Raw genomic sequence first — 25,579 nt, 5'->3', positions numbered from 1 at the left:
GCGGGGGACCATTGCCAGGAAAATCAAATGGAACTCTTCTTCCTCTTCGAGCAGGTAGTGAACGGGCTCGTTCTCGCAGGCTATTACCTGCTGATCGCCTTAGGCCTATCCCTGATCTTTTCGGTCGGCGGGATCGTTAATCTTGCGCACGGCGGCTTCTACGCGATCGGCGCCTACCTCGCGGTGACCCTCACGCCGCATCTCGGTTTTGCTCCTGCCGTAATCGCCTCACCCCTGCTGGTTGCCTGTCTCGGCATCCTGTTCGAACGCTTCATCCTGCGCCGTTTCTACCGGGAGGATCCCATCCTCAGCCTGCTCGTGACATTCGGGCTGGCGATGGTCGCGGAACAGGCGATCCGGATGATCTGGGGTGCGGCACCCTTGTCGCAGACGCTCCCATCCAGCCTGAAGGGCGGCGTGGAGCTCGGTCCGCTGCTATTCTCGAAATACCGTCTGGTAATGCTCGGCGCGGTCCTCGCAATCCTCGCTTCGATCTGGCTGCTCCTGAACCGCACGTCCTTCGGCCGCGTCATCCGGGCCGGGATCCAGAACCCGGACATGGTGGGTGCGCTCGGTATCCGCCTCCAGCCGTACATGACGACTGTGGTTATGATCGGCGTCGGTCTGGCGGCGGTGGGCGGTGCCCTTTTGCCCCGATCACGACGGTTCATCCGGCCATGGGTGCGGAAATCCTGACGATCGGCTTCATCGTCGTGATCATCGGCGGGCTCGGCTCCTTCTGGGGCGTGGTGCTGGCAGCCGTTCTGGTCGGTGTCGTGCGGTCGATCACCATCCAGTATCTGCCCGCCGCCTCCGAGGCGTCGATGTACATCCTGATGTTCCTTGTCCTGCTGCTGCGCCCGCGCGGGCTGCTGGGCGAACGCATGGCAAAATTCGAAGGCTGATAACCTGATGAGCTCACAAACAAAAACCCTTGCCATCAGCGCAGTCGTGTTGGTTCTTCTGCCAGTCGTGTTACCGATGATCGGTCTGACGCTGACGACGGCGACCATGGTCGTTTCCCTGTGTATCGCCGTATTGGGCCTCAACTTGCTGATGGGCTACACCGGTCTCGTCAGCTTCGGCCATGCCGCATGGTTCGGGATGGGCGGCTATGCGGCGGCGCTTCTTCAGCCATGCTGCTGTCCGCCGGAGTCGAATACTTTGAAAAACGCATCGAATACTACGCAGGAGCGCGATAATGAACGAAATGCCTCAACTGAAGAACTACGTCATCAAGCCGGCGCCGGTGCCGACGCTGGCGGTCGCGGGAAGCGATGCGCTCTTCCCCATCCACCGCATCTACTGCGTCGGCCGCAACTTCGCCGACCATGCCATCGAGATGGGCCATGATCCCAACAAGGAGCCGCCTTTCTTCTTCCAGAAGAACCCGGACACCATTGTTCCGCTCGGCCAGGACTTTCCCTATCCGACGGAAACCAGCGACGTCCACCACGAGATCGAGCTGGTCGTGGCACTGCAGAAGGGCGGCATCAACATCCCGGTGGAGAGCGCCCTCGACCACGTTTATGGCTATGCGGTAGGCCTCGACATGACGCGCCGCGATCTGCAGGGAGAGGCCAAGAAGCTCGGACGCCCGTGGGAAACCGGCAAGGCGTTCGAGGCATCGGCACCCTGTGGGCCTTTGCATCCTGTCAGCAAAGTCGGGCATCCGACGGAAGGGGAGGTCTGGCTCAAGGTGAATGGCGAGACGCGCCAGAGCGGCGACCTCAACCAGATGATCTGGAAGGTCCCCGAGATGATTTCCTACCTGTCACGCCTGTTCGAGCTGAAGGCAGGCGACCTGATCTTTGCCGGAACTCCAGCGGGCGTTGGCGCGGTCGTCAAGGGCGACGAAATGGTAGGCTACGTGGCCGGCGTAGGCGAAATCCGCTTTCGGGTTGGCTGACCGGGGCCGGGCGCACATCAAAAGGGACAGGGTGTACTTGCACGCCCTGTCCATCAAAAAGCCCATTCGGGCACCTCCATCACCCCATTTTCCGGACTCGCCATGCCCGCATCGATCATGCTGCTGACGTCGTTTGCACTCGTCCTCGGTCTGGTGGGGTGCGTGTCCGGCTTTCTGGCCGGTCTCCTGGGTGTCGGCGGCGGGATTGTCGTCGTGCCGGTCCTCTACCATGTGCTTGCGGCATTCGATGTCGACGTGGCCCTGCGCGCGCACATAGCCGTTGGTACATCGCTGGCAACAATCATTCCCACATCGGTTCAGTCCATCCGCGCCCACAAGGCGAAGGGGGCGGTCGACACGGAGCTTCTGAAGCTGTGGGCCCCATTCGTGGCCCTGGGCGTTTTTCTTGGCGTTGTCGTTGCCGCCTATGCGTCAGGCTCCATGCTAACTGGCGTATTCGGGGTCGTTGCAGCGGTGGTGGCGCTCTACATGCTGTTTACCCGTGAAGGATGGCACCCGGTCAAGGGGCTACCGGGGCGTGTGGGACAAGCGGGTATGGCGGCAGCCATAGGAACCATCTCCACGCTCATGGGTATCGGCGGCGGCACCTTGACGGTTCCCACCCTGAGCATCTTCAGCTACCCCGTCAGACGGGCCGTCGGCACCGCATCGGTGATCGGACTGATCATCGCGGTGCCCGGGACGGTTGGCTACATCTTCAATGGCTGGGGCAGGGCCGGCCTGCCCGCGTTCTCGCTGGGATACGTGAACCTCGCAGGGATGATCGCGATCGTCGTCACCAGCATGTGGTTTGCTCCACTAGGTGCTCGCACCGCACATTCGATCGAGCCACGCACTTTGCGCATCCTCTTCGGTGTCTTCCTCACGATCACGTCCAGCAAGATGCTGTTCGATAGCTACCGCATATTCTTCTAGAGGTTCGGATGGCCCGACTTCGGGCTGGACATGGGGCCAAGGACGTCAGTTCCCGATCGTCGTCGTGGCAGTGAGCGGGTGCTGTCGGTGCAGGCCGCTCGGCTTTTGCGGTTGCAATGAGCCGATACTTCCGGTTGAGCTAGGCCACCAATCAGGAATAACAGCTGGAGTTGATCTCGTTGCTCGCCATCCTTGCCGATGATTTGACGGGTGCATTGGACGCCTCTGCGCCCTTTGCCGCCAGGGGACTGCACGTAGAAGTCGCTCTGACGGTCGAGGCGATCACCGACGCCCTTCAAGCCAGGCCGGCGGTGCTTGCGGTCAATCTGGGATCCCGCGAACGGGACGTTGCTGTCGCTCGCGCCAGAACGACTGCGGCTCTCGGTGCGCTTCCGCCTGTGACCCGGTTGTTCAAGAAGATCGACTCGCGGCTGAAGGGGCATATTGCAGCAGAACTCGACGTCACGCCCTTCAGGTCCGCACTGGTCGCGCCGGCGATACCGAGCTTCGGCCGCATTGTTCAAAACGGAGAGGTGCAGGGGTTCGGGATCACAAGCCCAATCTCCATTCGCGAGTGCCTTGGCCGGCATATGGAACGGGCGACAGTGCCCGATACGCTTGCGCAGGACGACCTCTGTGAATGGGTTGTAAGGTCAGACGCTGCAGGCTTCGATCTCCTCGTCGGCGCCCGTGGGCTAGCGGAGGCGTTGGCCGATACGATGACAGATCGGGCGTCCGCTCGGCTTGCGGAGCTGCCACGCGGAGCGGCGCTCTTCATGGTCGGCTCCCAGGATCCGATCACCCTTACCCAGGTCGAAGAACTTCGAGGAGCATTCGACGTCGATTACCTGGCTGCGCCCAACGGTGAGGTTCTACAGACTAGACCGATCAAGGACATGATTACCGTAGTGCAGACTGTTCAAGGTGAGTTTCCCGCAGACCCGCTGCAGGTTTCGCGTGCGCTAGCCAAGGCGGTGGTGCCGATGGTGAGCAAGACCGTGTCGACGCTGCTTCTGACCGGTGGAGCAACCGCTGAGGCTGTCATGGAAGAAATGGGAATAAACCGCTTCCGCCTGGCCGGTGAATGTCTCCCAGGATTGGGCTTGGCGCATGCTCAAGGGCTTTGCATCATCACGAAATCGGGGGGATTTGGGGCCCTCGACACCCTTGTAAGGATCGCCGCCCAGCTTCGTGACCGGTAAGGGGCCGAGGGGGTGACGGCCCGAGAGAAGGATCAGCCTTGCTCGGAGCGACCGGCCACCAGTTTGCGCGCATAGGCGATGGCGGAGTTCATGTTGCCGTGGTTGGCGATGCCCTTGCCGGCAATGTCGAAGGCGGTGCCGTGGTCGACGGAGGTTCGATCGATCGGCAGGCCTACAGAGACATTCACTGCGGTATCGAAGGCGACGAGCTTGATCGGGATATGTCCCTGGTCGTGATACTGGGCGACGACCAGGTCGAAGGCATCGGAATAGGCGCGGTGGAACACGGTATCAGCCGATATCGGCCCGTGAGCGTCGATCCCTTCGGCGCGCGCAGCGGCGACAGCTGGAGCGATCTGATCATCGTCCTCCGTGCCGAAGAGCCCGTTTTCGCCGCAATGCGGGTTGATGCCGGCGACGGCGATCCTGGGTGAGGCGTAGCCAACGCGCCTGAGATGGGCGTCGCCCGCTCGAATGGTCGCGAGCACCCGCTCCGTCGTCGCACGGCGGATCGCCTCCTGCAGCGAGACATGGGTGGAGACGTGAATGACCTTCAACCGTTCGGAAGCGAGCAGCATGTACGCGGCTTTCGATCCGGTGAGACTGCGTAACATGCCGGTATGGCCGTCATAGTGGTGGCCGGCGCTGTTCAGCGCCTCCTTGTTGATGGGGGCGGTGACGATGCAGCCGATTACGCCGGCTTGCGCGTCGCGAACGGCCCTTTCGATGAAGCGGAAGGACGCGTCGCCGGCGACGGAGCTCAGTTGCCCCCAGGGAAGTGGCGCGCCTTCGAGTGGAAGATCCACGACATTCGGTGAAAGATCGAGGTCGATGCCAAGCACGGCGCGAGCCGCCTCCAGTGTCGCGAGATTGCCGTAGATGCGGGTCCTCTGCCGTTCTGCAGGCGACATGTCGGCAAGCGCGCGCACGGAGATTTCCGGACCGACGCCGCAGGGGTCGCCGATTGTGATGCCGATGATGTTGCTCATGAGTATCTCCGTTCCTCGACGCTTTCCCAGTCGAGAGCAGGCGGGCATATGCGGGAGCCGTTAGGGCAGCTGCCGCAGCCGGGATAGGGCATATTCTTGTTCAACCCGTCAATCGCTTCCGCGCGAAGTCCGGTACGGATTCAAGGTTAGGTACCGGCGTGAAGGGCCCTGCGCAGATCGCGGGATTGTCCCGCTGAAACCGCTCATGGGATGGAACCTCCTGCTTTAGAGCCCGTTTGACAATACCAGCATGTCGCTGGGGACCAGCTTTGGCATTGTGCAGGCGTGATCATTTGAGTCGGATTCCTGGATGAAGACGATGTCTGAAGCACATCGTCACCTCGCAACCTACGAAAGAACGATCGACGGAGGGCGTGAGGATTTCCGAGCCGCGGCAGCGTCCGGACCGAGCCGACGCAGGCTCGGCTTGGTCAAGCGTCTTTTCGATGTCGTGTTTGCGCTGGGCGCCCTGATATTCGTTGCGCCACTCTTCTGCCTCATCATGCTTGCGATCCTTTTTCTGGACGGCCGGCCGATCTTCTATCGCCAGGTTCGTATCGGCCGGCATGGCAGGTCATTCAGCTGCCTGAAGTTCCGGACGATGGTTCGCGATGCGGATGTCCGCTTGGCGGAGCTCTTGTCCACCTGCCCTAAGTCTCAGAAGGAATGGCTTGACGCTCAAAAGCTTTCCAATGACCCTCGTGTGAACAGGCTGGGCCGCTTTCTGCGCAAAAGCAGCCTGGACGAGTTGCCGCAACTCATCAACATTCTGCGCGGCGACATGAGCATCGTCGGGCCTCGGCCGATCGTGCACGAAGAGGCGGTGCGATACGGCAGGAACCTGCGCCTCTACCTGACAACCCGTCCGGGACTTACCGGCCTCTGGCAGGTCAGTGGGCGCAATTCACTGAGCTATCAGGAGCGCGTGCAACTCGATGTCCGCTACATCCGCACCATGTCTGCGCGGCTGGATGCGCGGATCATCCTGAAGACAGTCGCGATTGTCGTCACGGGCAAGGGCGACCATTGACCCGGCGAATGCCCGAGGCTGAGGGGGATACTGTAAAATCCGCCGGCCCGTGCGCAGGGCCGACGAAAGGCGAGGTGCTGCGGCGGTCGGCTACTCCGCTGCGAGAAGCTGTTTGTCGCCGTGGGGGCCGACCGGACTTCTGCCGACGCAGCAATAGGTGAAGCCCGCTTCGAGCACTGCATCCTCGGACATCAGGTTGCGAAGGTCGATCATCAGTGGCTCCCCCATCACCGCCTTCAACTGCCCGAGATCAAGATCCCTGAACTCCGGCCATTCGGTGAGGACCACGACGGCATCGGCGTCCGTTGCCGCGTCCAGTGCGTCCTCGCAGAAGGTCACATTGGTCAAGAGCTTGGCCGCATTCTCCATGGCTTCCGGATCATGGGCACGAACCCTTGCGCCGAAATCCTGCAGCGCCTGGATAATCGGAATGGCAGGGGAATCGCGCATGTCGTCCGTATGGGCCTTGAAGGCGAGGCCGAGGACGGCGACGGTCTTGCCACGCACCGATCCGCCGCAGGCGTCGAGGATCCGCAGCGCCATGGCCCGCTTGCGGTTGTCGTTGACCTGAATGACCGTCTCGATCGTGTGCAACTGCACACGGTGGTCGCGGGCGGTCTTGGAAATCGCCAGGGTGTCCTTGGGGAAACACGAGCCGCCATAGCCGGGACCGGCATTGAGGAACTTCGAACCGATGCGGCTATCCAGTCCCAGTCCGTGGGCAACGTGACGCACGTCCCCGCCAACCGCCTCGCAGAGATCCGAGATCTCGTTGATGAAGGTGATCTTCATCGCCAGGAAGGCGTTGGCCGCATATTTGATCAACTCGGCGGAGCGGCGCGATGTATGGAGGATGGCTGCCCCCGAGAGGCGGTCGACCTCGTAGATGCCGGACACCACTTTGCGCGCCCATTCGCTTTCGCTGCCGATGACGATCCGGTCGGGGCGCATGAAATCGTCGATCGCCACGCCCTCACGAAGAAATTCCGGATTCGAGACGACCGAGAACCTGAAGGGTCTGCGCGCGCTCAGGAGGATCCGCTCGACCTCGTCGCCGGTGCCGACCGGCACGGTGGACTTGTTGACGACCACCAGGTCTCCGCTTGCCTTCTCCGCAATGGCATGGGCAACGGCATGGACATACTTCATGTCAGCGTGACCGTCGGTGGCGCGCGGCGGCGTGCCCACGGCGATGAACGCAGCCTGGGCATCCGCGAGCGCAGACCCAAGATCATCGGTGAAGGAGAGACGGCCGCTCGCATGGTTTCTGGCCACCAGTTCATCAAGGCCCGGCTCGTAGATCGGCACCACACCCTGTCGCAGCTTCTCAAGCTTCTTCTGGTCGCTGTCGACGCAAACCACGCTGTGGCCTATATCGGCGAAGCACGTGCCTGCCACCAGGCCGACATAGCCGGATCCGACTACAACGATCTTCATACATTTGCCTCCACGCGGGCCCTTGTCTCGAGACGGGATGGCTCGGAACGCTGATTGCTGAAATATGCGATTGTCTTGAGAACGCCTTCTCTCAACTGCACGGAAGGCTCCCAGTCAAGAAATTCCTTTGCCCGCGAAATGTCCGGGCAGCGCTGGGTCGGGTCGTCCTGGGGCAGGGGAAGCGAGATCAGCCGCGACTTGGATTGCGTAAGCTCGAGGACGACCTCGGCGAGTTGCTTCACCGTGAATTCGTTGGGATTGCCGATGTTTACGGGGAAGGTCACGTGGTCCGGCGCGTTCATCAGCCGGATGATGCCCTCCACAAGGTCATCCCGATAGCAGAACGATCTTGTCTGGCTCCCGTCGCCATAGACGGTCAGATCGTCGCCCGCCAAGGCCTGGACGATGAAGTTGGATACCACCCTGCCGTCGCCCGCGTTCATGCCGGGCCCATAGGTGTTGAAGATTCGAACTACGCGGATATTGGTTCCGTGCTGTCGATGATAGTCGTAGAAGAGGGTTTCCGCGGCGCGTTTGCCCTCATCATAGCATGCACGGATTCCCGTCGAATTCACATTTCCCCAGTAGGTTTCCGTCTGCGGATGAACCAGCGGGTCGCCGTAGATCTCGGACGTGGATGCCTGCATGACCTTGGCGCCGTGCCTTCGCGCCAGGTCCAGCATGTTGATCGCCCCATGGAAGCTTATCTTCATCGTGCGGATCGGATCGGCCTGGTAATGGGGCGGAGAAGCGGGGCAGGCAAAGTTGTAGATCTCGTCCACCGCGATATCAATCGGGTCGCACACATCCCACTCGATGAACTCGAACCGGGGATTGCCGGAAAGGTGGGCGATATTAGTCATCGACCCGGTGTAGAGATTGTCGAGGCAGATGACCTTGTGACCGCTGTCGAGCATCCGCTCGCAGATATGCGCGCCAAGAAAGCCGGCGCCACCGGTGACCAGTATTCTCTTCATGATACGTCCCTGGGTCTGAAGTGACGATGCCGGAACTAGGAGCCTGTCCCGCCCCGGATCTCGGAAAGTAGGGTCCGGTAGATGATTTTGAAGTCCAGCCAGAGGCTGAAATTCTGGACGTAGTGAAGATCGGCCGCTATGCGCGCCTTCGCCTTCGATCGCCGGGTGGTCGGTCCGCGCAGGCCTCTCGCCTGCGCAAGCCCCGTGATCCCGGGCTTCATCACGTGACGGTCGTGATAATTCGGTACGAGGTCCTCGTAGGCGACGCCTGCCGCCAGCATGCCGAGTGGGTGGCAGCGGGGACCGACTAGCGACATGTCGCCCTTCAATACGTTGAAGAGTTGCGGCAGCTCGTCGATATTGGTCTTGCGAATGAAACGCCCGATGCGGGTGATCCTCGGATCGCCCTCAACAGTCTGCCTGACGCCAGTTGCGTCGCATTGATCGAGGCGCATGGAGCGGAACTTGAAGACGTGGATGATCCTGCAGCCTTGCCCCCACCGTGCCTGACGGAAGAACACTGGGCCCGGGCTTTCAAGCTTGATCAGGAGAGCAACGGCCAGCAGGAGCGGCAGAAGCACCACTAGCGCGACGAGAGACAGAGTGATGTCGATGGCACGCTTCACGCCAAGCTCCAGCGAACGCTGCTGGATCACCGGCGCCGGCATTGCCTGGGGGGCAGTATTCGAGTTCGCAGCAGCGTAGTGCTCGAAGCTCACGGGCACGGACACGCCCAGGGAGGTATTGGCTTTCATGACCCAGCACTCATGGAGAGTTAACTGAATGTTAATCCAACTTAGTCCTCGCTGCATTGCAAACAGAACTCCGACACGTTTCTTTAATCTGGTTAATTCAAGTAATTCTCTTGCTGCCGTCCCTGGTGGTCGCATTCAGCACGAGCCAGTTCCGCTCAATACTTCCTTCGCCATTCTGGTGGCTGCGTGGGACTGGAACGTCCTGGCTCGGCATCGGGTAATGACACATCAGCTTGAGGTGACGCGGCAGGCAATAAAGAGGGAGAGGATGCCTTTTTGCTGTGGCCGATTTGTTTCGCGCAGCAGGCATAGCAGCAGGGATTATTGCTCGAAGATCTCCAGCTTTCGCGTGCTGAGGCTATGAAATAGAATTCTATGGGAAGTGCGGATCGGTCATCAAGCATGCGCTTGTATTGCACCTGCTCCATCCCGGATGGAGCGATAGGTGCCGGGATTGTTGCCTGCCCGTGTTCGCAGACTACAGATCTCGCCATCTGGAAGAGTAGAGGCTGCTACTGGAGCGTCCTGCTAGTCGATGCTCGCCGTCGTTACCGGGTCCAACTGGGGAACGATGCCGCCGTAAAGTGCGACCGACGCATAGAGGATGATCGCCCACATCGACAGCGAGAGCGTGAAAGCAAAGAGGAGGTTTCTTAAGCGCCGTGACATCGTCCATCCTTTCGGTGTGGCCATGATCCGGCAATGATGTTGTCTCCTGGTAAATCTCCATGGTTAACCATCTCCATGATTGAGGAAACCTAAACGGTTGTCCCGTTTTTGAGACGGGCCTGGTGCCCCCGAACTATGCGGGCTGTGCCATCATTCTTCAGCCTTACTTGCTCCGGGCCCATAAGCAGGACGCACCCATCGCAATCGAGATTTGCTCCGATAGTCGAAGGATGTATTCTGCATGTCGACAAGAAGGATATCCGATGGCTGAAACTGTTGATCCTCCGCCGCCCGGCCGCAAGAGGGGCTCCGGCGCAAGAATGGTCTATGACCTGTTGCGCGACGAGATTCTCGACCTGAAGCTCGCGCCCGGCAGTCCGATCGACGAGGTTCAGTTGGCGGAACGCTTCCAAATGTCGCGCACCCCGATCCGCGAGGCCCTGGTGCGGCTAGCCGGCGAGGGCCTGATCGAGACGCTGCCCAATCGTTCGACCATGGTGTCGAATATCGACTTCCTCAATCTCGGGCCCTTCTTCGATGCGCTCGTTCTCATGTACCGGGTGACGACGCGCCTTGCCGCACAGAATCATCGACCCGGAGATATTGCCGCCATCCGTCTTCATCATGAGGAATATGCGGCGGCGGTCGCCGAGCGCGATGCCTTGGCGATGATCGCCACCAACGCCGCCTTCCATGCGGCAATTGCCGAAGCGGGACGCAACCTTTACTTCACCAGCCTGTTCCGGCGGTTGCTGGACGAGGGGCGGCGGATCCTGCGTCTCTACTACAAGTCCTACGACGAGCAGTTTCCGCAGAGTTTCGTCGAGGATCACGCTCTGATCATCGCCGCAATCGAAGCCCGTGATGTCGAGACGGCGGACCGCCTCGGCAGGTCCCATGCCGACCAGATCGTTGCGCAGGTGCAGAAATTGTTCAGCCGCAGCAGCGGGGTAGACATCACGCTGTGATCCGTTGTATTCTTCTTGTCGACAAATAGAGTGCAGACTTCAGGTGTGGCGAACTGCATGCCGATCCGATCATTGCTTTGCTGCCGGAAGGCCGGCGAAAGGAGATTGACGTGACGTCGAAGATATTCTCAGGAGTCATTCCGGCGCTGATGACCCCCTGCAATGACGATCGCACCCCGGATTTCGATGCGCTTGTCCGCAAGGGCAAGGAGCTCGTCGAAAAGGGCATGTCTGCCGTCGTCTATTGCGGATCGATGGGGGACTGGCCGCTCCTGACCGACGAGCAGCGCATGGAAGGCGTCGAACGGTTGGTGAAGGCGGGCGTTCCGGTCATCGTCGGCACCGGCGCCGTCAACACGGCATCGGCGGTCGCCCACGCCGCTCACGCCCAGAAGGTGGGTGCGCAGGGCCTGATGGTGATCCCGCGGGTCCTTTCCCGGGGCTCTGTCGTGGCGGCGCAGAGGAACCACTTCAAGGCCATCCTTGCCGCCGCTCCGGATCTGCCCGCGGTCATCTACAACAGCCCCTACTACGGCTTCGCCACCCGCGCCGATCTCTTCTTCTCGCTGCGCGCCGAGCATCCCAACCTCGTCGGATTCAAGGAGTTCGGCGGAGCGGACGACATGCGCTATGCCGCCGAGAACATCACCAGCCGCAACGATGACGTTTCGCTGATGATCGGGGTCGATACCTGCGTCTTCCACGGCTTCGTCAACTGTGGCGCGACCGGCGCCATCACCGGAATCGGCTGCGTCCTGCCGAAGGAGGTGCTGCACCTGTGCAACCTCGCCCAGGCCGCGGCGAAGGGCGATCCGGATGCCCGCCAGCGCGCGCTGGAACTGGAATCGGCGCTCGCTTTGCTTTCTTCCTTTGACGAGGGGCCCGATCTTGTCCTCTTCTTCAAGCATATGATGGTGCTCAAGGGTGACAAGGAATACACGCTGCACTTCAATGAGACGGACGAACTGTCCCAAAGCCAGCGTGGTTATGTCGAAGCTCAGCTGAAGCTCTTTGATACTTGGTATGCAGAGTGGAGCAAGCTTCCGGGCGCCGTCCAGACATACAAGGCCTGAGCTTCATCAGCGTGGTGGCAAACGGCTCCTTCTGCAGGGAGCCGTCTCATGCAGCGGAATGGTAGCTGGGCGCGGATTTTCGGCCGCCTTCAGGCGACCGCGTCCAGTCCCTTTTCCAGGAGCCGGTCAAGCTGCTCCATTTCGGCAGCCGTCAGCGCAATCCCTTCCGCCTCGGATTTGGCACGGGCCGCAAAGCGGCGTTGCGACGGCAGGCGGGCGCCCTGGCCGACAATGCTCTCGAACAGGTTCTCGGCACGCGCAAAGGGGTTTCCGGGACGCCCGGCGGCAAAGGCCTCGGGCGAGAGGGCGATAATCAGTTCCCCATGCATGGGCGCAAGCGTCGTGGTCCCGAGATAGTCCAGGACTTCAGGGCTCGTCAGGTCGCCGATCATGATGCCGGCCAGAAGCTCGATCATCGTGCCGATCGCCGAGCCCTTGTGGCCACCGAAGGGAAGCATGGCGCCGGCCAGTGCCGCTTCCGGATCGGTTGTCGGATGTCCGTCGGCATCTATCGCCCAGCCTTCCGGCAGCGGCTTGCCGGCGCGTCGATGCAGCTCGAGCTCACCCCGTGCGGCCACAGAGGTGGCAAAGTCGAAGACATAGGGTGCATGATCCGGACGCGGCCAGCCGAATGCGAAGGGGTTCGTCCCGAGCAGGGGCTTGCTGCCGCCGGTGGGCGCAACGGTCGCATAGCTGGGGCACATGACGAGCGCGGCAAGGCCTTGGCCAGTCACCGCTTCCACTTCCGGCCACAAGGCGGAAAAGTGGCTGCAATCGTTGATGACCAGCGCCGCGAGACCGAGGGCACGCGCGCGTTCGGCAAGTGCGGGAAGACCGAGTTCGAAGGCGGGGTTGGCAAATCCCCCCTTGGCGTCGACTCTGACAATGGCCGAACCTTGGTTCAGGTCGAGTTCCGGCACTGCATCCGGCTTGACCTTGCCCGCTTTCACGGTCCGCAGGGCCCCTTCGATACGATAGATCCCGTGCGACTTGCAGGCGTCACGCTCGCCTGCGACGATGACGCGTGCAAGCGCGCCCGCCTGCTGCGCATTGAGGCCGGCCTTCCGGAAGATGGCATCGACCCGCTGGTGGAGATCCGCAATCGTGATGGTGGATGTCTGGGTCATTGTCTGCCTCTTTCGAGCTGGGCCGCCCGGCCAGGCGGCGTTGAACGAGTGCATACACATAGTATACAAGAGTGGGCGCGGGCAATTCCGGTTCGCACGACTCACATATCATGCCTTCCGACGGAGTTGAAAAACGATGGCCTCCCATACCTTCTCCTGCATCGACGGTCATACCTGCGGAAACCCGGTCCGCCTCGTGTCCGGCGGTGGTCCGCGGCTTGAGGGGGCGACCATGCTCGAGAAGCGGGCGCATTTCCTTCGCGAGTTCGACTGGATCCGCACCGGGCTGATGTACGAGCCGCGCGGCCATGACATGATGTCCGGGTCGATCCTGTACCCGCCCACCCGAGCTGACTGCGACGTGGCCGTCCTGTTCATCGAAACCTCCGGCTGCCTGCCGATGTGCGGCCACGGCACGATCGGTACCATCACCATGGGGATCGAGAACGGGCTGATAAAGCCGCGCGAGCCTGGAAAGCTATCGATCGATGCGCCGGCGGGGAAGGTGGACATCACCTATCGGCAGGAAGGCCGCTTCGTGGAGGAGGTGCGCCTCACCAACGTCCCCGGCTTCCTCCATTCGGAGGGGCTGACGGCACAGGTCGAGGGGTTGGGCGAGGTCGTCGTCGACGTCGCCTATGGTGGCAATTTCTACGCCATCGTCGAACCGCAGAAGAATTTCAGGGACATGGCCGATCACACGGCCGGCGAACTGGTGGGTTGGAGCCCGAAGCTGCGCGCCGCCCTCAATGCCAAATACGAGTTCATCCATCCCGAGCATCCGGAGATCCGCGGTCTCAGCCACATCCAGTGGACCGGCAAGCCGGCGAACCCGGAGGCTCACGCACGCAACGCCGTCTTCTATGGCGAAAAGGCGATTGACCGCTCTCCCTGTGGAACGGGCACTTCGGCGCGGATGGCGCAACTGGCGGCAAAGGGCCAGCTCAAGGTCGGCGACGAATTCATCCACGAGTCGATCATCGGCTCGCTCTTCCGCGGTCGCGTCGAGGCGGCGACGACCGTGGCAGGCCGCGATGCGATTATCCCGTCGATTGCCGGTTGGGCTCGCATGACCGGCATCAACACAATCTTCATCGATGATCGTGACCCCTTTGCGCATGGGTTCGTCGTCAGGTGACGGCCGTGCCACGATCCGTCGCGATCCTGGTCGGCGAGGCCGAGGGGCCGGTGCTCTCCACCACCGAGCCGCTGAGCTTTTGGGGCGGTGTATCGCCTCAGGATGGGCGGGTGATCGACGTCCATCATCCGCTGCATGGGGCCTGCCTCCCCGGCACCATCTTGCTGATGCCGTCGAGCCGCGGCTCCTGCTCCGGGTCGGGCGTGCTGCTCGACCTCATCCTGTCCGGCGGGGCTCCTGCAGCTCTGGTCTTCAGCGGCCCCGAAGATGTCCTCACACTCGGGGCGCTCGTCGCCGCGATGATGTTCGACAAGCAGGTCCCGGTCATTCGCCTGTCGGAGGAGGACTTCCGGTTTCTTTCTGGCTGTGACCGTGCCGCGATGACTCGTAATGTCTTGGAGGCCGGAGGGCGAACCATCGCCTTGGCTCCGGCGCCGACGGCCACGCTTGAATTGACGCCGGAAGACCGCGCCATGCTCGCCGGCGAGGCTGGACCCGCCGTGCACCAGGCCATGGAGATCATCTGCGCCATGGCCGCCCAGCAGGGCGCGCGGGAACTGGTAAAGGTGAGCCAGGCCCACATTGACGGCTGCATCTACGCCAGCAGTGCGAACCTGCTCTTCGCGGAGAAGATGGCGGCATCAGGTGCGCGCGTCCGCATTCCCACGACCATGAACGCGATCTCGGTCGACTACGCGAACTGGCGATCGCAGCAGGTTCCGGAAGCCTTTGGGAAGCCGGCGCAGGACCTGGCGGATGCCTATGTCCGGATGGGCTGTCGACCGACCTATACCTGCGCTCCCTACCTGCTCGCGAGCGCGCCGAAGGCAGGGGAATGCGTCGCCTGGGCGGAATCCAACGCAGTCGTGTTCGCGAACTCCGTCCTCGGAGCGCGCACGGAAAAACACCCGGATTTCCTCGATCTCTGCATTGCGCTGACGGGCCGCGCGCCACTGGCAGGCGTCTATCTCGATGAGAACCGCAAGGCCGGTCTGGTCATCGATATCGAGCTTCAACCCGGTTCTGACGACGCCTTCTGGCCGCTGGTGGGCTATCTGGCAGGGCAAATGTCGCCAGATAGCATTCCCCTCTTGCGTGGGCTGGCGGAAGGCAAGCCGTCGATGGACGACCTGAAGGCTCTCTGTGCCGCCTTCGGCACGACATCCGCGTCGCCCATGCTCCACATCGACGGCGTGACCCCGGAAGCCGCATCATCCGCCGCCGCGGGCCTGCCGCAGCGAAGGATCACCCGAGAGGAAATGGCCGCTGCCTGGCGCGAACTGTCGGCCGGGCCCGAGCAGGTCGATCTCGTGGCGGTGGGAAGCCCGCATGCTTCGCTCGGCGAGTGCCGCGCCCTTGTTGCTGCCCTTGGCGGACGCAGGTGCAGCCCGGACGTGACGGTGATGGTCACGGCCGGGCACGACGTCATCCGGATCGCCGAGGAAGAGGGAACGCTGCCGCTCCTGAGGGAGGCGGGCGTGACCGTCCTGCCGGACCTGTGCTGGTGTTCGATCAGCGAGCCGGTCTTCCCGCCTGCGGCGAAAACCGTGCTGACCAATTCCGGCAAATATGCGCATTACGGGCCGGGCCTGAGCGGCCGAACTGTCCGCTTCGGAAGCATCCGCGACTGCGCGGAAGCCGCCGCCACAGGCAGAGCGCCTTGCCGGCTTCACGAGTGGCTGGTCCCTTAGTTCCGCAAGACCGTACAGGCCTCGCCTGCGGCCCGGATCGCAGCGCATAGGCGGTCCGCCTCCGCACGGGTTTCGCGGCCTATCCTCGCGGCATAACGGCCGCGATGGCCGAAATTGCCGCGCGTCTGGTGCACCATGACTGGCAACTCCTCGTCGAGAGGGGAGGGCAGCCGGGTCACCCTCTCGGAGAAGAGTTTTCGCGCGACTTCGGGATTGACCTGTGCGGCGATCTGCACGCCCCAGGGCGCCCATCGTCCTTCCGCCATCACGGCTCCGGGTGAAAGTCGCCTGCTCTCGGCCAGCGCAACGCAGCTCTCGAGGAACGGCTTGTCGGGGTCGAGCGGCGCGGCCGCGGTCTCCGGAGGCTCGCTCGTCCACTGCTCGATCGAATGTCCGGTGATGGAGCGCACATAGGCGCGCGTCTCGTGTGGCAGCAACCCCCTATCCAGATATCGTTGCAGCCCTGCCTCACCGGCATTGTAGGCGGCCGCCGCATGGCCATAGCTGCCGAACAGGTCGCGGAGCTCCCTCAGGTAAGCGGCAGAGGCGCCGAGGGCCGAAAGGATGTCGAAGCTGTTGGCAAGTCCCCTCAGCCGCGCGGTGCCCGGCATGAACTGGGCGATGCCTTCCGCTCCCTTGTGGCTGACGGCACCAGGCCGGAACAGGCTTTCCTTCCAGATCAGCCGCGCGAAGAAATCAGCAGGAATGTCGTGCCGGCGCGCGAAATACTCGAGGCCGGAGCAGAGGTCGCTGTTGAACGTCTCGCCACGGACGCAGAGCGTGTCTCCGGACGCCTCATCGGCCCAGGAAGATAGGCACTCGTTTTCCTGCTGCTCTCCGGCCTGCCCTGCGGCAGCGCCTTCGCTGGCGAAGGTCAGGAAGAGCAGGAGCAAGATTGCCAGTCTGGTCATGGTGGATGTGCAAGGCCGTCTGTTTGACGTCCCATTCTGGCACGAACTGCGTTCGCGAGCCATCGCCCGACGAATGCGCCCAAAGGCGGTCCGCCGGATCCGACCTCCCGCCAGCGCAGTTTCTATTCCTGCGTCAGCAGTTCCTCGCAATAGCTCGGACCCCGGGCGCCCTGGCGGTCGGCGGTGATGCGGATGGAGCGAATATTGTAGTCGGAGTCGACGGTCAGCTGAGCGGCGCAGCTGACATTGGCGGTGCGGCCGTTCTGCAGCTTGATCCGCTGGTAGCCGCCACGCCAGTTGTAAAGCGTGGTCGAACCAGTAGGCGTATCGCTGATCGGAGGGCTGTACTTCGCGAAGAACTTTCCGGCCGACTGGCCGACCCAGCGAGCCTCGATCGGATTGGCCGGCGCTCCTGTCGTCGTGCAGGCGGAGAGTGCGATGGCGATGACGGCTATGGATGCGATGATGCGGCGGTTCATGTCCTGTAGACCTTTTTCTCTGCTCGTCCGATGAGGCTGCGGGCCGCACTAGCAGATTTCTTGTTTCCGTCGCACCATCGGGCCGCGCCGCGCTAAAAATTTCCCGCCATCGCTACCTTTTTGCCACGCCCGCGCCGCTGCTGAAACGGAGGCCGGAGAGGGCGCAAATTTTCGATGCGACCGCTTGTCGAAGCCGAGTGGCTGGTCTATAGAGGCGCCGCTGGTCACGGAGTGTAGCGCAGTCTGGTAGCGCACCACGTTCGGGACGTGGGGGTCGCAAGTTCGAATCTTGCCACTCCGACCAGCTGAAAAGCCTCTCCCGAAGGCTTCATTCTCTCCCTTTCAAGTCGCCACGCAAATCATTCGATCTTGGCCTGTGCTCAGGCAACTGAGGTGCCAGTAGCTGCGCATGGTCTTGCAAGGCCGTGGCCGATGGAGTTGTGTGTAGTCGGTGCCGCCCGAGGGCAGCGGACGAGGATGACCTGCGATGAACGACAACATGAAGTTCAATATCTGGTACGGCATTGCCGCCCTCTTCGGCGTTCTGCTCGTCCAGTATTTCTTCGCCTATTCGCAGCAGGTCACCGAAATTCCCTACAGCCAGTTCGAGACCTATCTCACCGAGAAGCGGATCGCGGAGGTGGCGATCTCGGACAATTATGTGCAGGGGAAGTTCAAGCAGGCCCTGCCCAGCGGCGAGACCATGTTCGTGACCACGCGGGTCGATCCGGCACTGGTGGAGCGCCTGCAGGAAAGCGGCGCCGTCTATACGGGCCGCATCGAGAGCAATCTCCTGGGCAATGTCCTCTCCTGGGTGCTGCCGATCACGCTCTTCTTCGGCATCTGGTATTTCATGATGAAGCGCATCGGTGCCGGTGGCGGCGCGGGTGGGCTGATGCAGATCGGCAAGAGCCGCGCCAAGGTCTATGTCGAGACCGACGTGAAGGTAACCTTCGACGACGTTGCCGGGGTGGATGAGGCGGAGGATGAGCTCAAGGAGATCGTCGACTTCCTGCGCGACCCGGAGAAGTACGGCCGGCTCGGCGGGCGCATGCCGAAGGGTGTGCTGCTGGTCGGTCCGCCTGGGACCGGCAAGACGTTGATCGCCCGTGCGGTGGCCGGCGAGGCGAGGGTGCCGTTCTTTTCCATCTCCGGCTCGGAGTTCGTGGAGATGTTCGTGGGCGTCGGTGCGGCACGGGTACGTGATCTCTTCGAGCAGGCCCGCGCCAAGGCGCCTGCGATCATCTTCATCGATGAGCTTGACGCGCTTGGGCGCGCCCGCGGCGCCGGCCCGATGTTCGGCGGACATGACGAGAAGGAGCAGACGCTCAACCAGCTTCTTGTCGAGCTCGACGGGTTCGACCCGTCGCTCGGCGTGGTCCTGCTGGCGGCGACCAACCGGCCCGAAATCCTTGATCCGGCGCTGCTCCGCGCCGGCCGCTTCGATCGTCAGGTTCTGGTCGACCGGCCCGACAAGGGCGGCCGCATCCAGATCCTCAAGCTGCATATGTCGAAGGCGAAGCTTGCCGCGGACGTGGATCCGGAACAGGTGGCGGCGCTGACGCCCGGCTTCACCGGCGCCGACCTTGCCAACCTCGTCAACGAGGCCGCGCTCCTTGCGACCCGCCGCAAGGCCGAGGCGGTGAGCATGGAGGACTTCAACAGTGCGATCGAACGCATCGTGGCAGGCCTCGAGAAGCGCAACCGGCTGCTCAACCCGAAGGAGCGTCGGATCGTCGCCTACCATGAAATGGGACACGCGCTGGTGGCACTGTCACTGCCGGGTGTCGATCCCGTGCACAAGGTGTCGATCATCCCGCGCGGCGTCGGGGCACTCGGCTACACTATCCAGCGGCCGACCGAGGACCGCTTCCTGATGACGCGCGAGGAACTGGACGACAAGATGGCCGTGCTGCTGGGGGGACGTGCGGCGGAATTCATCGTGTTCCAGCACCTTTCGACCGGTGCCGCGGACGATCTTGCCAAGGTCACCGACATCGCCCGTGCCATGGTCACCCGCTACGGCATGTCGGAGAAGATCGGCCATATCGCGCTGGAAAGCGACCAGCGTTCCTATCTCACGCCCGATCCGCTGATGGGTGGCCCGCGCCAGCACGACTATGGCGAACACACGGCGGATGCTATCGACGAGGAGGTAAGGAAGATCATCGACAATGCGTTCGACCGCGCGAAGAAGATCCTGACCGAGCGGCGAGGCGCGCTGGAGGATACCGCCAAGCGGCTCCTCGAGGTGGAGACGCTCGGCGAGGACGATCTGCGGCCGCTGCAGCTTCAACCGCCGTCCGATGATGCGCGAAAGACTCGTGGCGGGATCGCGCTCAACTGAGGAGGCAGGCCCCTCAGGATCTTCATTTGCTGGCGATGCTGGAGAATTGGACGGCAGGCCCTCAGTGGGTGCTTTCCAGCAACTCGCGCTTGCGCAGGTCCTCGATTGCCGCCACAGCCTCTTCCGCCGACCACCCGGCGCGCACGGCTGCATCGATGATCCTTGCCTCGCACTCGAGCGCGAGCCGATTGTAGACGGGCTCGATCGCTTCCTGGATGGTCAGAATATGATCCTCGGGCTTGACGTGGATATGCGCCGACATTGCCATGTTGCTCTCCATTGCGAGGGGGACAGCTTCCGAATCCTTCTCGGCCGGTTTTGTTCCGTGCCCTTTCACAATTCTGTCACCGAAGGAGGGACGCGGCCCCACGGGCCGCGTCCCACACCGCTCAGTTCCGGCTGCCATAGATCGCGTCGAAGGTCCCGCCATTGGCAAAGTGCTCGGGCTGCGCCTTTGCCCACCCACCGAAGATTGGATCATCGATGGTTACCAGCTTGACCTTCGGAAGCCGTTGCAGGAGGGTGGGATCGACCACCTCCGGCCTGACGGGTCTGTAGAAGTGCTTGGCGATCAGATTTTGCGCTTCGTCGGAATACAGGTATTCCAGGTAGGCCTCGGCCACCTTGCGGCTGCCCTTCCGGTCCACATTCGCATCGACGACCGCCACGGGCGGTTCTGCCAGGATCGAGATCGGCGGCACGACGATGTCGAAGGCATCTTCTCCGATTTCCTTCAGCGCCAGGAAGGCCTCGTTTTCCCATGCGAGCAATACGTCGCCGATCCCTCGCTCCGTGAAGGTCGTGGTTGCGCCGCGCGCGCCGGTATCCATCACACTGACATGGCTGAATAGATCCTGCATGTAGGCCTTGATCCGCTCCTCGTCTCCTCCGTAGGTCTCGTTCGCCCACGCCCAGGCAGCGAGGTAGTTCCAGCGGGCGCCGCCGGAGGTCTTGGGGTTGGGCGTGACGATTTCCACGCCATCCTTCACGAGGTCTCCCCAGTCGCGCAGCCCTTTGGGATTGCCTTTCCTCACCAGGAAGACGATCGTTGACGTGTAGGGTGCCGAGTTGTGGGCGAATCTGCCGCGCCAGTCGCGGGAGATCTTGCCGCTGTGCTCGGCGATTGCGTCGATGTCGCTGCCCAGCGCAAGGGTCACGACGTCCGCTTCTAGTCCCTCGATCACGCCTCGCGCCTGCCGGCCTGACCCCCCGTGCGATTGCTCAATGCGGACCGTTTCCCCGGTCTGCTTCTGCCAGTGCGCGATGAAGAGCGCGTTGTACTCTTCGTAGAACTCGCGCGTGGGGTCGTAGGAGACGTTGAGCAGAGTGGTCTGCGCCAGGGTGGGTGTAAACACGCCGACAGTAAGAGACAGTCCAAGCGCCAATGCGCCCATTCCATGCATGAACTTGAACATTCCGGCTTCCCTCCGTTTATACTCCAGTAAGTCTACTGGTTAAGTAGTCTTTGACAACGGAGCGCGGAAAGAACGCAAAACTCTTTCTTTCTGGGGGTTCGTGAGGGTCGAAGGCCTACGCTAGGACCGAAACTCGCGAAAGAGGCGCATCGTTAGGCAGGCATTGCGGGAAACAGCCTTCCCGGCGGGGGTGATGGATCTTGCGCCTGTGGCGATGACATTTTGGAAGAGGGAGATGCCTCAATCCGATCTTGCGGGCGCTGCCTTCCAAGGCAGCGCCCGCAAGACCTTCGTCAGGCCACGATCCTGATCCTTCCCCTCATGTTGGGATGGTAGCGGCAATAGTAGTCGACGCTGTCGCCGGCTGTCGCCACGCGGGTCGCCGCCTTGCCGGGAGGAATGATCACCTCCCAACCGCCCTTCACCGTGGCGGTATGGGGGAAGGGGTCATGGTTGAACCACTCGATAACATCTCCTGCCTTTGCCTCTATCTCGGCGGGCAGAAAGGCCAGCTTCTCGATGCGGACGTGGACCGTACCATTGTGGGCGCGGGCAAGCCGGCTGGAGGTCAACAGGCCCAGGCCGGTTGCGAGCAGTCGCCGTCGGTTGATAAGCACGGCTCTCATTCCAGCCCGTCGGCGAGGCTTTCAGCATGTTGCTGGTGGCCCTGGAACAGTTTGAGGCCAGTCTCCAGCAGGCTTTTCAGTTCGCCGTTCTCCGCAGACGGGATCAGCAGTGTCTCCAGAGCGCCGTTGACCTGGCTGTGGAAGCTGACCTCGTTTTTCATGTATGCCTTGTCGAAGGCAGGGCCATCGAGCTTGCTGAGTTCGGCGCGCTTTTCCTCGGCCGCCTTGACCAGCGCCTGGCTGGTGGGATTGTCCTCGGGCGTGACGTCCAGCTTCTTCACCAGCGCGAGGGCCATCTCGTTCACGGCCTCGTGGTCCTTCTGCATCGACTCTGCGAAGGCTTTGACTTCGGGATCGGTTGCCTTTGACAGCGCAAGCTTCGCCGCCTCGATGTCGATGACGCCGGCGCTGTAGGCGATGTGAGCGATCTGGGGATCGGACGGCTTGTCGGCCGCGCCTACCGAGGTGGCGGATAGTACCAGGACGGCTGCAAACGCGGAAATCAGGTTCTTCATCGGGTTCTCCTCGGCGCGGAATTGTCCGGCGCCTGTTTCGGTTGACGCGGCATTGGATGCCGCTACGCCGACGAGGTTCCCCGTCGCCTGCTGTCGCGGGAAGGATTCGTCAGACATCCCCCTGATTGAATTCGCTCACGCCCAGGCGGTGGATGACGGCCTCAGTCAGACGGTCACAACGGGCGCCGGCGAAGGGGAAAGCGTCGAGCAGCAGCGGGCCGATCTCTTCCTCCAATCGGCTGCGGATAAGTTTGCGCGCGCGATGCAGCCGTGTCTTGACGGTCGCCGGAGGGAGGTCAAGCAATGCGGCCGTTTCTTCCACGCTGAGGCCCTCGATGACCCGGGCGACGAAGACGATGCGGAAGGTTTCCGGAAGGGCATCTGTCGCCTGCTCGACGAGTTGAAGAAGCTGTCGCTGCGCCATTTCGCGTTCCGGATCATTGGTGGATGACGATAGGGGGAAGGGAATGATCTCGGCGTCTATCGATGAGATCGAAGGTGAGGCGCGCTTTAGCCGCTTCTGCGCTCTAAGCCGCATCAATGCACCATTGACCGCGATCCGGGACAGCCACGTCGACAGCGAAGACTGTCCCTGGAAGCTGGCCAGGCTGGCGAACGCTCGCAGGTAGACCTCCTGCAGGACGTCCTCGGTCTCCGCATTGCTGCGCAGGATCGCCCGCACAAGGCGGTAGAGGCGCTGGTTGTTGGCCTTGATGATCTGCCGGATGGCGTCCGCCTCGCCCGCGATCGCGCGACCGATCAGCGATGTTTCATCTTCGGTGGAAAGGCGAAGGAGGTTGTTCTGGGCAGATTGCATTTACTTTCTCCTGTTGGGAGACGATTGGATGCCATCTGTGCCGGGAGGTTCCCGCTTTTCCAGTCCTTGTTCCGGGCACAGAGCAGAGGTGCGCAGCGCCTGAACCGCCGCCCGCTTCGGGAGGAAAGCGGAGGTTCACGCGCTCGGTAGTTCCGGCGACCTCGCCTTGTCGCCGAGCGCATCGGCAATGGTGGTGCTGAACAGCACGTCGCGGGTCGCATCGGCCACGCGAGCGAAGACGTGGCGGATCTCGCAGCCCTGCTCGCCGTCGCAGTCCTCGCACTTGCGATAGGCTGTCACCGAAAGACAGGGCAGGGGCGCGATCGGGCCGTCGATCAGGCGCAGCACCTCGCCATAAGTGATGGCGTTGGCCGGCTTCAGCAGCAGGTAGCCGCCCTGCTTGCCGCGGCGGCTGGCAACCAGGCCGGCCCGCTTCAGGTCGAGCAGGATCTGCTCCAGGAACTTCTTCGGGATGCACTGCTGCGCCGCGATCTCGGAGATCATCATCGATGAGCCGCTTTCGGCCTGCGCCAAAGCCGTCAGCGCGCGCAGCGCGTATCTCGCCTTCTGAGAGATCATCATGCAACCGTTGGTGTCTGCGGCCGAGCTTCCGGATGGTCCTGACCTGTTTCGGGCATAATGGAAACGGCAGTGGAATTCAAACAGACGGGGCCTTGTCGCTGCCGACCGCCGCAGCTTTTCTGCCGGACAGCAGCTTTGGAGAGAGATTTGCTCTCCATCCCCGCCTCATGAAACCGCTGTTTCTGTCCTTGCCACGGGCGAGCTTCCATAATTCGCCAAAGAGTTTGGAAGAACCTCATGACGATCCACGACGCCTCCGGCCCGCGCCTGGCCGAACTCGCCGCCTCTCTCGATGTGCAGTTTGAAAAGCTGGATCTTGCCGGCCGGCTCGCGCTTGCGTCAACGCTCGGCCGCGCGGTCTTCACCACCAGTCTCGGTATCGAGGATCAGGTTATCACCGCTGCCATCGGCCTCGACCGTCTCGACATCGAGGTGGCGACGCTGGAGACGGGTCGGCTTTTTCCCGAGACCCTGGCCTTGATCGACGAAACTGAAAACCGCTTCGGTGTCGAGATCCGACGCTTCATGCCCGAGAAGGCGGATGTTGATGCCTATGCCGCGCAATACGGTCTCAACGGGTTCTACGAAAGCGTGGAAGCGCGACACGCCTGCTGTCACGTGCGCAAGTTGAAGCCGCTCGCCCGCGCGTTGGATGGGGCGGTGGTCTGGGTAACGGGCCTTCGCCGCAGCCAGTCTGGCAATCGCGCCTCCACCCCTTTCGCCGAATACGATGCGGAGCGGGGCCTCCTGAAGGTCAACCCGCTCGCCGACTGGTCGCTCGAGCAGATCAACGACTATGTCGAGCAACAGGCCGTGCCGACGAACCCGCTCCACAAGCGCGGATACCCGTCGATCGGCTGCGAGCCCTGCACGCGGGCGATAAAGCCCGGTGAGCCGGAGCGCGCCGGCCGGTGGTGGTGGGAGAACGACGAGAAGCGCGAATGCGGCCTCCATGTTCCCGAAGCCGCTGCCGCCTCTGCGAATTCGACTTCCCTTTGACCGGCAGCCGGCCAGGTGCCCTGGAGTAACTGATGTCCGATACCCTTCACGCAGCAGATCCCAAGCCTGCTACGTCCAACAAGCAACCGCTCGATCCGCACCTGAAGGCGCTGGAGAACGAGGCGATCCATATCTTCCGCGAAGTGGCCGCCGAGTTCGAGCGACCGGTGATGCTGTACTCGATCGGCAAGGACTCCTCCGTCCTGCTGCATCTGGCGCGCAAGGCTTTCCACCCCGGACGCATCCCGTTTCCGCTGCTCCACATCGACACCGGCTGGAAATTCCCGGAGATGATCGCGTTTCGCGATGAGATGGCGCGTCGTTTCGACCTCGACCTGATCGTCTACACCAACCCACGCGGCGTCTCGGAAGGCATCTCGCCCTTCATCCACGGTTCGGCATACCACACCGATGTCATGAAGACGGAAGCGCTGCGCCAGGCACTCGATGCCGGCAAGTATGACGCTGCATTCGGCGGCGCGCGGCGCGATGAGGAGGCCTCGCGCGCCAAGGAACGCATCTACTCCTTCCGCACTCCGGAGCACAAATGGGACCCGCGCAACCAGCGGCCGGAACTCTGGAACGTCTACAACGGCATGGTCCGCAAGGGTGAGAGCGTGCGCGCCTTCCCGCTGTCCAACTGGACCGAGGTCGACATCTGGCGCTACATCCAGGCTGAGAATATTCCGCTGCCGCCGCTCTATTACGCGAAGAAGCGCAAATACGTCGAACGCGACGGCATGCTGATGTGGGCGGAGGATCCCCGCTTCGAAGCCTTGCCAGGCGAGCAGATCCAGGAAGGCATGCTGCGCTTCCGCACCCTCGGCTGCTGGCCCCTGACCGGCGGCATCCGCTCCACGGCGACCACGCTCGAGGAGGTCATTGCCGAACTCGAGATTGCCACCGTCTCCGAACGTCAGGGACGCGCCATCGACCGCGACCAGTCGGGCTCGATGGAAAAGAAGAAACGCGAAGGATATTTCTGAG

Annotated in this window: 26 protein-coding genes, 1 tRNA gene and 1 pseudogene; 14 read left to right on the top strand and 14 right to left on the bottom strand. The window is 62.4% G+C overall.

Translation table 11 applies throughout. The features are described from left to right. Window positions 1-27: 27 nt before the first annotated feature. From ACEPP2_RS00245 to ACEPP2_RS00225, 5 genes and pseudogenes are all read left to right on the top strand, one after another. A pseudogene (locus ACEPP2_RS00245) lies at window positions 28-905 on the top strand (branched-chain amino acid ABC transporter permease). Window positions 906-912: 7 nt separating this feature from the next. Next, complete coding sequence (locus ACEPP2_RS00240; protein ID WP_395515424.1) at window positions 913-1,353, top strand: ABC transporter permease subunit; 441 nt, start codon at window positions 913-915, stop codon at window positions 1,351-1,353. Further along, entirely contained in the window at window positions 1,250-1,909 is a 660-nt protein-coding gene (locus tag ACEPP2_RS00235) for a fumarylacetoacetate hydrolase family protein (protein ID WP_395515785.1), read from the top strand. Before ACEPP2_RS00240 ends, ACEPP2_RS00235 begins: the two co-directional genes overlap by 104 nt. Window positions 1,910-2,011: 102 nt before the next feature. After that, window positions 2,012-2,845 carry a sulfite exporter TauE/SafE family protein gene (locus tag ACEPP2_RS00230; RefSeq protein WP_395515423.1) on the top strand — a complete coding sequence of 278 codons (834 nt, stop codon included), beginning with the start codon at window positions 2,012-2,014 and terminating at the stop codon, window positions 2,843-2,845. 179 nt (window positions 2,846-3,024) lie between these two features. Then, window positions 3,025-4,047 carry a four-carbon acid sugar kinase family protein gene (locus ACEPP2_RS00225; RefSeq protein ID WP_395515422.1) on the top strand — a complete coding sequence of 341 codons (1,023 nt, stop codon included), beginning with the start codon at window positions 3,025-3,027 and terminating at the stop codon, window positions 4,045-4,047. 32 nt (window positions 4,048-4,079) lie between these two features. Here the strand turns inward: ACEPP2_RS00225 and pdxA are convergent, their stop codons facing one another. Continuing rightward, a complete protein-coding gene (gene pdxA, locus ACEPP2_RS00220; RefSeq protein WP_395515421.1) occupies window positions 4,080-5,036 on the bottom strand; it encodes a 4-hydroxythreonine-4-phosphate dehydrogenase PdxA in 957 nt (318 codons plus the stop codon). Between the two features lie 319 nt (window positions 5,037-5,355). On the opposite strand from pdxA, the gene ACEPP2_RS00215 reads away from it, so the two are divergent. Beyond that, complete coding sequence (locus tag ACEPP2_RS00215) at window positions 5,356-6,066, top strand: sugar transferase (protein WP_077547967.1); 711 nt, start codon at window positions 5,356-5,358, stop codon at window positions 6,064-6,066. Between the two features lie 90 nt (window positions 6,067-6,156). Here ACEPP2_RS00215 and ACEPP2_RS00210 read toward each other — a convergent pair whose 3' ends face one another. The 4 genes from ACEPP2_RS00210 to ACEPP2_RS00195 all read right to left on the bottom strand — a co-directional run bounded on the left by ACEPP2_RS00210 (window position 6,157) and on the right by ACEPP2_RS00195 (window position 9,904). Further along, complete coding sequence (locus tag ACEPP2_RS00210; protein WP_395515420.1) at window positions 6,157-7,503, bottom strand: UDP-glucose dehydrogenase family protein; 1,347 nt, start codon at window positions 7,501-7,503, stop codon at window positions 6,157-6,159. Continuing rightward, a complete protein-coding gene (locus tag ACEPP2_RS00205) occupies window positions 7,500-8,480 on the bottom strand; it encodes a UDP-glucuronic acid decarboxylase family protein (protein ID WP_395515419.1) in 981 nt (326 codons plus the stop codon). The genes ACEPP2_RS00210 and ACEPP2_RS00205 overlap by 4 nt, the downstream gene beginning before the upstream one ends. 35 nt (window positions 8,481-8,515) lie before the next feature. Further along, entirely contained in the window at window positions 8,516-9,235 is a 720-nt protein-coding gene (locus tag ACEPP2_RS00200) for a sugar transferase (RefSeq protein ID WP_395515418.1), read from the bottom strand. A 528-nt stretch (window positions 9,236-9,763) separates the two neighbouring features. Next, window positions 9,764-9,904 (bottom strand): hypothetical protein, encoded by a 141-nt coding sequence (locus ACEPP2_RS00195; RefSeq protein WP_172973625.1) that lies wholly within the window; start codon window positions 9,902-9,904, stop codon window positions 9,764-9,766. Window positions 9,905-10,167: 263 nt separating this feature from the next. Here ACEPP2_RS00195 and ACEPP2_RS00190 point away from each other — a divergent pair, with 263 nt between their 5' ends. Both ACEPP2_RS00190 and ACEPP2_RS00185 read left to right on the top strand, forming a co-directional pair. Then, window positions 10,168-10,872, top strand: a complete 705-nt coding sequence (locus tag ACEPP2_RS00190; protein WP_395515417.1) for a GntR family transcriptional regulator — start codon at window positions 10,168-10,170, stop codon at window positions 10,870-10,872. A gap of 110 nt (window positions 10,873-10,982) precedes the next feature. Continuing rightward, window positions 10,983-11,945 carry a dihydrodipicolinate synthase family protein gene (locus ACEPP2_RS00185; protein WP_395515416.1) on the top strand — a complete coding sequence of 321 codons (963 nt, stop codon included), beginning with the start codon at window positions 10,983-10,985 and terminating at the stop codon, window positions 11,943-11,945. Window positions 11,946-12,034: 89 nt separating this feature from the next. Here ACEPP2_RS00185 and ACEPP2_RS00180 read toward each other — a convergent pair whose 3' ends face one another. After that, complete coding sequence (locus ACEPP2_RS00180) at window positions 12,035-13,072, bottom strand: Ldh family oxidoreductase (RefSeq protein WP_395515415.1); 1,038 nt, start codon at window positions 13,070-13,072, stop codon at window positions 12,035-12,037. A gap of 136 nt (window positions 13,073-13,208) precedes the next feature. Here ACEPP2_RS00180 and ACEPP2_RS00175 point away from each other — a divergent pair, with 136 nt between their 5' ends. Together ACEPP2_RS00175 and lhpI are read left to right on the top strand one after the other, a co-directional pair. Then, entirely contained in the window at window positions 13,209-14,210 is a 1,002-nt protein-coding gene (locus tag ACEPP2_RS00175) for a 4-hydroxyproline epimerase (RefSeq protein ID WP_281978840.1), read from the top strand. Then, the gene (gene lhpI, locus ACEPP2_RS00170) at window positions 14,207-15,901 is read left to right on the top strand and encodes a cis-3-hydroxy-L-proline dehydratase (RefSeq protein ID WP_395515414.1); all 1,695 of its coding nucleotides are present in this window, start codon (window positions 14,207-14,209) and stop codon (window positions 15,899-15,901) included. The genes ACEPP2_RS00175 and lhpI overlap by 4 nt, the downstream gene beginning before the upstream one ends. Here the strand turns inward: lhpI and ACEPP2_RS00165 are convergent. Next, window positions 15,898-16,812: a lytic transglycosylase domain-containing protein gene (locus ACEPP2_RS00165; protein ID WP_395515413.1), complete on the bottom strand. Its 915-nt coding sequence runs from the start codon at window positions 16,810-16,812 to the stop codon at window positions 15,898-15,900. The two genes, lhpI and ACEPP2_RS00165, sit on opposite strands and share 4 nt — an antisense overlap. A 122-nt stretch (window positions 16,813-16,934) precedes the next feature. Continuing rightward, the gene (locus ACEPP2_RS00160; RefSeq protein WP_395515412.1) at window positions 16,935-17,291 is read right to left on the bottom strand and encodes a hypothetical protein; all 357 of its coding nucleotides are present in this window, start codon (window positions 17,289-17,291) and stop codon (window positions 16,935-16,937) included. A gap of 227 nt (window positions 17,292-17,518) precedes the next feature. On the opposite strand from ACEPP2_RS00160, the gene ACEPP2_RS00155 reads away from it, so the two are divergent. Continuing rightward, a tRNA-Pro gene (locus ACEPP2_RS00155) sits at window positions 17,519-17,595 on the top strand. Between the two features lie 183 nt (window positions 17,596-17,778). Continuing rightward, entirely contained in the window at window positions 17,779-19,638 is a 1,860-nt protein-coding gene (ftsH, locus tag ACEPP2_RS00150; protein WP_281978048.1) for an ATP-dependent zinc metalloprotease FtsH, read from the top strand. Between the two features lie 61 nt (window positions 19,639-19,699). Here the strand turns inward: ftsH and ACEPP2_RS00145 are convergent, their stop codons facing one another. The 6 genes from ACEPP2_RS00145 to ACEPP2_RS00120 form a co-directional block, all read right to left on the bottom strand. Further along, window positions 19,700-19,906 (bottom strand): hypothetical protein, encoded by a 207-nt coding sequence (locus ACEPP2_RS00145; RefSeq protein WP_052637403.1) that lies wholly within the window; start codon window positions 19,904-19,906, stop codon window positions 19,700-19,702. 121 nt (window positions 19,907-20,027) lie between these two features. Next, a complete protein-coding gene (locus tag ACEPP2_RS00140) occupies window positions 20,028-21,053 on the bottom strand; it encodes a sulfate ABC transporter substrate-binding protein (protein WP_395515411.1) in 1,026 nt (341 codons plus the stop codon). A 293-nt stretch (window positions 21,054-21,346) separates the two neighbouring features. Further along, window positions 21,347-21,679, bottom strand: a complete 333-nt coding sequence (locus tag ACEPP2_RS00135; protein WP_395515410.1) for a cupredoxin domain-containing protein — start codon at window positions 21,677-21,679, stop codon at window positions 21,347-21,349. Next, window positions 21,676-22,194, bottom strand: a complete 519-nt coding sequence (locus tag ACEPP2_RS00130) for a DUF4142 domain-containing protein (protein WP_395515784.1) — start codon at window positions 22,192-22,194, stop codon at window positions 21,676-21,678. Before ACEPP2_RS00130 ends, ACEPP2_RS00135 begins: the two co-directional genes overlap by 4 nt. A 109-nt stretch (window positions 22,195-22,303) precedes the next feature. Continuing rightward, window positions 22,304-23,011: an RNA polymerase sigma factor gene (locus tag ACEPP2_RS00125; RefSeq protein WP_395515409.1), complete on the bottom strand. Its 708-nt coding sequence runs from the start codon at window positions 23,009-23,011 to the stop codon at window positions 22,304-22,306. 135 nt (window positions 23,012-23,146) lie between these two features. Next, a complete protein-coding gene (locus ACEPP2_RS00120) occupies window positions 23,147-23,590 on the bottom strand; it encodes an RrF2 family transcriptional regulator (protein ID WP_395515783.1) in 444 nt (147 codons plus the stop codon). 240 nt (window positions 23,591-23,830) lie between these two features. On the opposite strand from ACEPP2_RS00120, the gene ACEPP2_RS00115 reads away from it, so the two are divergent. Both ACEPP2_RS00115 and cysD read left to right on the top strand, forming a co-directional pair. After that, entirely contained in the window at window positions 23,831-24,592 is a 762-nt protein-coding gene (locus ACEPP2_RS00115; protein WP_395515408.1) for a phosphoadenylyl-sulfate reductase, read from the top strand. Between the two features lie 32 nt (window positions 24,593-24,624). Beyond that, window positions 24,625-25,578 carry a sulfate adenylyltransferase subunit CysD gene (gene cysD, locus ACEPP2_RS00110; RefSeq protein ID WP_077547634.1) on the top strand — a complete coding sequence of 318 codons (954 nt, stop codon included), beginning with the start codon at window positions 24,625-24,627 and terminating at the stop codon, window positions 25,576-25,578. The last annotated feature ends 1 nt before the right edge of the window (window position 25,579 follow it).

Origin of the sequence: Pseudorhizobium flavum, assembly GCF_044142885.1 — a bacterium.
Taxonomy (GTDB): Bacteria; Pseudomonadota; Alphaproteobacteria; order Rhizobiales; family Rhizobiaceae; genus Neorhizobium; species Neorhizobium flavum.
This window is presented reverse-complemented; position numbering and strand designations above follow the sequence as displayed.